This is a genomic window from Rhizobium sp. Root274 (assembly GCF_001429245.1).
Classification (GTDB): Bacteria; Pseudomonadota; Alphaproteobacteria; order Rhizobiales; family Rhizobiaceae; genus Allorhizobium.
On the sequence record NZ_LMJE01000001.1, the window covers coordinates 1,740,368 to 1,747,500 of the forward strand.

2 protein-coding genes, 2 tRNA genes and 2 rRNA genes (1 of these 6 cut by a window edge) are annotated in these 7,133 nt (G+C 56.5%); 1 reads left to right on the forward strand and 5 read right to left on the reverse strand.

The genetic code is table 11. From position 1 onward, the window contains the following. Positions 1-24: 24 nt before the first annotated feature. Entirely contained in the window at positions 25-2,745 is a 2,721-nt protein-coding gene (locus ASE36_RS08620; protein ID WP_062277764.1) for an ABC transporter transmembrane domain-containing protein, read from the reverse strand. A gap of 245 nt (positions 2,746-2,990) precedes the next feature. Between ASE36_RS08620 and ASE36_RS08625 the strand changes: the two genes are divergently transcribed. Beyond that, on the forward strand, positions 2,991-4,181 hold the full coding sequence (locus ASE36_RS08625; protein WP_062277767.1) for an adenylate/guanylate cyclase domain-containing protein: 1,191 nt from the start codon (positions 2,991-2,993) through the stop codon (positions 4,179-4,181). Between the two features lie 102 nt (positions 4,182-4,283). On the opposite strand, the gene ASE36_RS08630 is transcribed toward ASE36_RS08625, so the two are convergent. From ASE36_RS08630 to ASE36_RS08645, 4 genes are all read right to left on the reverse strand, one after another. Next, positions 4,284-4,360 (reverse strand) — tRNA-Met (locus ASE36_RS08630). 66 nt (positions 4,361-4,426) lie between these two features. Beyond that, positions 4,427-4,503, reverse strand: a tRNA-Met gene (locus tag ASE36_RS08635). Between the two features lie 149 nt (positions 4,504-4,652). After that, a 5S ribosomal RNA gene (gene rrf, locus ASE36_RS08640) occupies positions 4,653-4,767 on the reverse strand. Positions 4,768-4,993: 226 nt separating this feature from the next. Then, positions 4,994-7,133: ribosomal RNA gene (locus ASE36_RS08645) — 23S ribosomal RNA — on the reverse strand; it runs 658 nt beyond the window's last position.

The following is a 7,133-nucleotide window of genomic DNA, read 5'->3' on the forward strand; positions in this document are numbered from 1 at the left end:
CCATGGAGGCACCTGGCCTCGACTTCACCGAGCGATCAACTCTTTCACCACACTGTCTTCATCGTCAATGATCTGATCATAGCTTCCATTCGCTATAACATCGCCATTGTCGAATATTACGACACGTTCGAAATAAGAACATAATGTCGGGTTCGATAGAACCCAAACGATTGTGCACCCGTCGGTATTCTTTCGCAAGAAAGAGATAACATTTTGTACCAACTGGGCCTGCAGGCGCGGGTTCAGGCCCGGTAGCGGCTGATTGAGGATGCAGTAATCCGCGTGACGAATAACGGCCCTGGCGACATTCAGCTTCTGGCGCTGCAACATCGTCAATCTCTTCCCACCCGGGCCCAAATCGAAACTCAGACCTGCTTCCAGAACATCCGGATAGGCCCCGTGTTCCTTTGCCAAGGTAACCAGCTGCGATTTAATCCGCTCGTGGGAGTCTGCGTAGGTTCTGCTGATCTTGCCGAAGACGATATTGTCCAGAAGCGTAGCCGATGATTGATACTCATCCCGGTTGAAGCGAGCGATGAGCGACTGCAGTTCCCTTGGCAGATTGGCATAGAATGCATGGCGCGCCTTGACGATCTTCGCTCTGATCTCGTCGTTCAGAATGCCGAAGCGGTAGCGGCTTTCGACATAGGCGAATGCTGTCAGGAAGAGGATGCGTCGAAGTTCCTCGTTCGTCTGATCCAGGCGTTTCCCCTCGACCTCCTTCGATACGCGACTGAGATCCGGGATCTCGCGGCCTTCCATGAATGGAAGCTCCGGCATCAACGAATTGCTCTGCTGGTCTTCTCCGAACAGCTCGACCATGGTGGTCACGATCTTTCGGCCCGCGTCGAACAGCTGTTCGGAGAGGCCGTTCTCAATGAGGACCGATCGGAAATATCCGCTGGAAACGATCCTGCGTGCGGCATCGTCGCCGCCAATCACGGTTCCGAAGAGAAGGTTTTCCGCAATGGTCGCTTCGCTGTTGTAGCTATCGAAATCAAAGGGCTCGACCAGCTGCGGCAGGTTCAGCTCGTCCAACCTGTCGCGCAATGTCTGTCGGGCTTCGACGGCAAAGCGCGCAAGCTTCTCGTTCCATTGCGGGTCGATGACGCTGCGAAGGCCGAGATCGAACACGTCATCCGTGAGCAAAACCGTATCCAGCGCTTCCAGCATCCAGGCGTTTTGCGTCTGCCGGTCGGCAACCGTCTCCGAATTTCCGCCGATCCATTCCCCATGAATGTCGAAGTCGACATTGCCTGCCAGTCGCGCTTCCTTGATTTCCCAGCGGCGAACCGTTGCCGCCTTCCCGCCGCGCTCGAAAGGCCGCAACGGGGCGTGTTTGAGGCCATAGAGCAGATTGTCCCTCAGGCTGCCGTGGAAGAAGTAAGTTTCTGCGGAGACATAGCTGATGCGCCGGCCGCTGACCGATTCCGGTAGATCGAGAAGATTGGTATCGCCGACCAATATGCGTCCGGCTGCGGGACGCACGGCACGCCCCAGGGCCTCGGCGACGGCGACGGCCGCCGTCCCATTGACGTCGAGAAAGGCCACCACCTCGCCAGCACCGAGTTCCAGCGAAACGTCATGCACAAGGCGTCCGCCACTGTCGTCGTGCACAGCGAGATTGGCAATCGCAATGGTTCCGGGAAGGGCAGGAGGGTGACCTTCATAGACCGCCTGAACCTCCTCGGGCAGAATGGCATCGGACTGGAACTGCTCGACAACCTGTTCGAATTTCACCTGCACATCCTGGCGCCCCTGATCCCAGTCGATCAGGTCCTTCAACGGGCCGGGCAGGTCCTTATAGGCGTTGATGACGGCCACGAGCTGTCCCACGTCCAGCGTGCCCTTGAGCGTCAGGTAACCGCCAATCGAATAAAACAGGAAAGGTGTCACCTGTGCGAGGAAGTTATTGATGAACTTCACCATGAACTTCCACTGGTAGAGATCATAGCGGATGGCGAAGATCTCGCCCAGCCGATGCGCCATGTCCGCCCGCTCATAATTCGAGGTGTCATAGGCGTGAATGGTGGAGATACCTTCCACCATTTCCCCGACGCGTCCGGCCAGCCGGCGTGCCGTCAGCTGCCGCTCACGCCCGAGGCGGATCAGTCGGCGGCGCATCCGCGGAATGATGCCGAGCTGGAGCATGGCCATGAAGACCGCTATCATGCCGAGCCAAAGGCTTTGGGCGAGAATGAAGCCGAGAGCGGCCACGATCTGCCCACCCAGCATGGCAGGCGCAACGAAAGCATCGCCGGCATAGCCCCCGAGCGGCTCCACCTCGTCCTTGATCATCGTCGCGACTTCGCTGCTTTTCGTCCGCTTGAAATAATTCGGCGGAAAACGCAGGACCCGGTCGATCAGCTGGAATCGGATCCGGCGCAGCAGGCGCTCTCCCAACCGGCCCTTGTAGGTGTTGATGACGTATTTGAAGCCATTGTTGATGATCACCAGGGCAAGAAATTCGAGACTGAGCGCCATCAGCATCGACAGCCGATTGAGCGGGTAGCCCGCATAAAGCTCAACCCGTCCCACCAGAGGCATATCGAAGCCCACTTCGAAGAAGGGTTGCAGCGCATCCGGTGTAGCGAAGCCATCGCCCTGGATGGGGCCGTTGATGATCTGTTTTGGCAGATCCAGGGAGAAGAAGTAGGGGATCATCGACAGAGCGACGATCACAAGGATGACGACTTGCTGGCGCCAGGTATGCTTCCAGATGTAGCGGGGGAGACTTTTTTCCATAAAGAAGCTGTACCTGAGAGGAGCGCGACCTCGATTTTAAAGGTGGCACCGTGCATTGTCAAAAGTCGCTGGGCAGGACTGCGCCGGGAAGATCGGCGTGGTTAGGGCTTGAGCGAAGGCCGTGACGACGACACAGTCACACACCGTATATAGGCGTTCCGGCAGCTTGTCGCCGGTGAACGCTATTGCATGGCAGCGCCCATGGCGAGTCGTGCTTCTGGAAACGCTCAGTAAATGGTTACGTCATGTTAGATCAAGAAGCGCCGACCAGCGAGCCGGCCCTGGCAAGGGCATTGCGGGACTGGATGCTCAATGAAACCTATCAAGAAAGGTTCATCGACAACATTTTCGTCGCGCTGTGCGAGCGCTTGAACCGTGCGGGTGTGCCAGTGGTGCGCGCCACTCTGCACTTCCGCATCAACAACCCGCAATGGCTCGGTGCCCGGATCGAATGGCTGCCCGGCCTGCCGGAAGCCCGCATCACGACATTCGAATACGGCACCGAGCAGTCGCCCGTTTTTCTGTCGAGCCCGATGTTCGAACTGAGCGCGGGGGCCGAAGAGGTGCGCCAGAACCTGCTCGTGGACAATCCCGCGCGTCCTTATCGGGTTTTCGAAGAGCTGCGAAACGAGGGGTTGACCGATTACGTCGCCTGGCCGCTGCAACACACGCTGCAGAAACGGCATGTGGTAACTTTCGCGAGCGCCGCGTCGGACGGCTTTAGCGATCACGACATCGCTGTTCTTCGGGGGCTGGTTCCGACCCTGGCGCTCGTCAGCGAAGTCCGCATCAAGAATGCCTTGGCACGCACATTGCTGCAGACCTATGTCGGACCGCATGCCAGTGAAGAAATTCTCGCGGGTGCGACAACACGCGGAAGCGGGGTCACGCTGTCGGCCGCCGTGCTGATCTTCGACATTCGCGGCTTTACCGCCATCACCAATGCCTGGCCACGCGACGATGTGATCGAATTGCTGAATGCCTATTTCGACGCGATTGCTGAGCCGATTGACCGCAATGGTGGCGAGATTCTCAAGTTCATGGGGGACGGGCTGCTTGCCGTTTTCCCGCTGGAGAAGAAGGATGCTCTTGCAAACACGTTCCAGGCGGTATTGGAGGCGCGCGCGTCGCTATCTGCTCTGAACGACCTCAATACCTCCCTCGGACGACCTGCGGTCGAATGCGGCGTGGGCGTTCATGTCGGTGACGTGATGTACGGCAATATCGGCTCGAAGCGCCGGCTCGATTTCACCGTCATTGGCCCGGCCGTCAACATCGCGTCCCGGCTCGAATCCCTGACAAAAACCGTCCACCATCCGGTTCTTTTCTCGCAAGACTTCATCTCCATGGCGCATCTCGAGCAGTTCGTGGAGTATCTTGGGGCCTATGAACTGCGGGGCGTGGATGAGCCGATGAACGTCTTTGCGCTGAGATGATCAGGAAGGAGGGAGGTCGGGGGAGTCAATGGGCTTTTGTCCTCTGACGGGAAAAACGCATAAAGCCCCACGAGGGGGCTTTAGTGAGATTGCAGGAGTGTTTGGTTGCGGGGGCAGGATTTGAACCTGCGGCCTTCAGGTTATGAGCCTGACGAGCTACCGGGCTGCTCCACCCCGCGCCAAGAGCGTCTATTGTATTTGTCTTGGCGGTGGCGTCATAGGTCGAGGAGACGGTGATCTGCGGNTGGTTGCGGGGGCAGGATTTGAACCTGCGGCCTTCAGGTTATGAGCCTGACGAGCTACCGGGCTGCTCCACCCCGCGCCAAGAGCGTCTATTGTATTTGCGACGCTTGAGAAGTTTCAATTAAAAAGGCCGCTTGTGAGCGGCCTCGTTTTGGGCACGAGGCCCTTTTTGTGTTGAGAAGATTGCGGATTTGCTTTGGCGAACCGCGACAACATTGCCATTAGCAGACCTGGCAGCGACCTACTCTCCCGCGTCTTGAGACGAAGTACCATTGGCGCTGGGGCGTTTCACGGCCGTGTTCGGAATGGGAACGGGTGCAGCCACCCCGCCATGACCACCAGGTCGGCTAAGGGCAATGTTGTTGAGAAGCTGGCACAGGCATTCGCCTGTTTTCTTTTTTTGAACACGTCAATTTTCTCTGCCAGTCGACCGTAAAGGCTTCCACCCATACAGGCCGATAGGCCGTCGCCAGCAATCTGGCGGCCCGTCCGGAGCGCTATGCGCGCCAGGACAAAAGAGAAGCATCATCGGCGCTGCAAAGCAGCGCTGATGAGCATAAGCAATGAGAACGATCAAGCCAATCGGGCTATTAGTAACGGTAAGCTTCATGCATTACTGCACTTCCACACCCGTCCTATCAACGTGGTCGTCTTCCACGGCCCTGATAGGGAATACTCGTTTTCAGGTGGGTTTCCCGCTTAGATGCCTTCAGCGGTTATCCCTTCCATATATAGCTACCCTGCTATGCCGTTGGCACGACAACAGGTCCACCAGAGATATGTCCATCCCGGTCCTCTCGTACTAGGGACAGATCCTGTCAATATTCCTACACCCACGGCAGATAGGGACCGAACTGTCTCACGACGTTCTGAACCCAGCTCACGTACCGCTTTAATTGGCGAACAGCCAAACCCTTGGGACCTGCTCCAGCCCCAGGATGCGATGAGCCGACATCGAGGTGCCAAACAACCCCGTCGATATGGACTCTTGGGGGTCATCAGCCTGTTATCCCCGGCGTACCTTTTATCCGTTGAGCGATGGCCCTTCCACGCGGGACCACCGGATCACTATGACCGACTTTCGTCTCTGCTCGACTTGTCAGTCTCGCAGTCAGGCGGGCTTATGCCATTGCACTCGACGACCGATTTCCGACCGGTCTGAGCCCACCATCGCGCGCCTCCGTTACTCTTTCGGAGGCGACCGCCCCAGTCAAACTACCCACCATACACTGTCCCGGATCCGGATAACGGACCGCGGTTAGACATCCATGACGATAAGGGTGGTATTTCAAGGATGGCTCCACGAAGACTGGCGTCCCCGCTTCAAAGCCTACCACCTATCCTACACATGCCGACACGAATGCCAGTGTAAAGCTATAGTAAAGGTGCACGGGGTCTTTCCGTCTGACCGCAGGAACCCCGCATCTTCACGGGGAATTCAATTTCACTGAGTCTATGTTGGAGACAGCGGGGAAGTCGTTACGCCATTCGTGCAGGTCGGAACTTACCCGACAAGGAATTTCGCTACCTTAGGACCGTTATAGTTACGGCCGCCGTTTACTGGGGCTTCGATTCAAAGCTTGCACCTCTCCTCTTAACCTTCCAGCACCGGGCAGGCGTCAGACCCTATACGTCGTCTTGCGACTTCGCAGAGCCCTGTGTTTTTGATAAACAGTCGCTACCCCCTGGTCTGTGCCACCCCATCATACTTGCGTATAAAGGGGTCACGCTTCTTCCGAAGTTACGCGTGCAATTTGCCGAGTTCCTTCAACATAGTTCTCTCAAGCGCCTTGGTATACTCTACCTGACCACCTGTGTCGGTTTCGGGTACGGTCTATAGGGTGGAGCTATTTCCTGGAACCACTCCACCGCACAACCAATCCAATAAGGTCGTACGATTTGTGTGATCCGTCACTACCACCAGGCCCACGAATATTAACGTGGTTCCCATCGACTACGCATTTCTGCCTCGCCTTAGGGGCCGGCTAACCCTGCTCAGATTAACTTTAAGCAGGAACCCTTGGTCTTTCGGCGAGGGGGTCTCTCACCCCCTTTATCGTTACTCATGTCAACATTCGCACTTCCGATACCTCCAGGGCCCCTCACAGGTACCCCTTCACAGGCTTACGGAACGCTCCGCTACCACGTGCATTGCTGCACATCCTCAGCTTCGGTGCATGGCTTTAGCCCCGTTACATTTTCGGCGCAAAGACCCTTATTTAGACCAGTGAGCTGTTACGCTTTCTTTAAATGATGGCTGCTTCTAAGCCAACATCCTGGTTGTTTTGGGATCCTCACATCCTTTCCCACTTAGCCATGACTTGGGGACCTTAGCTGGAGGTCAGGGTTGTTGCCCTTTTCACGACGGACGTTAGCACCCGCCGTGTGTCTGCCGATTAGTACTCTCAGGTATTCGGAGTTTGGTTAGGATCAGTAAGACGGTGAGTCCCCATAGCCCATCCAGTGCTCTACCCCCTGAGGTATTCGATCGACGCACTACCTAAATAGTTTTCGCGGAGAACCAGCTATTTCCGAGTTTGATTGGCCTTTCACCCCTAGCCACAAGTCATCCCAATCTATTGCAACAGATGCGGGTTCGGTCCTCCAGTTGGTGTTACCCAACCTTCAACCTGCTCATGGCTAGATCACTCGGTTTCGGGTCTAATGCAACTAACTGAACGCGCTATTAACACTCGCTTTCGCTGCGCC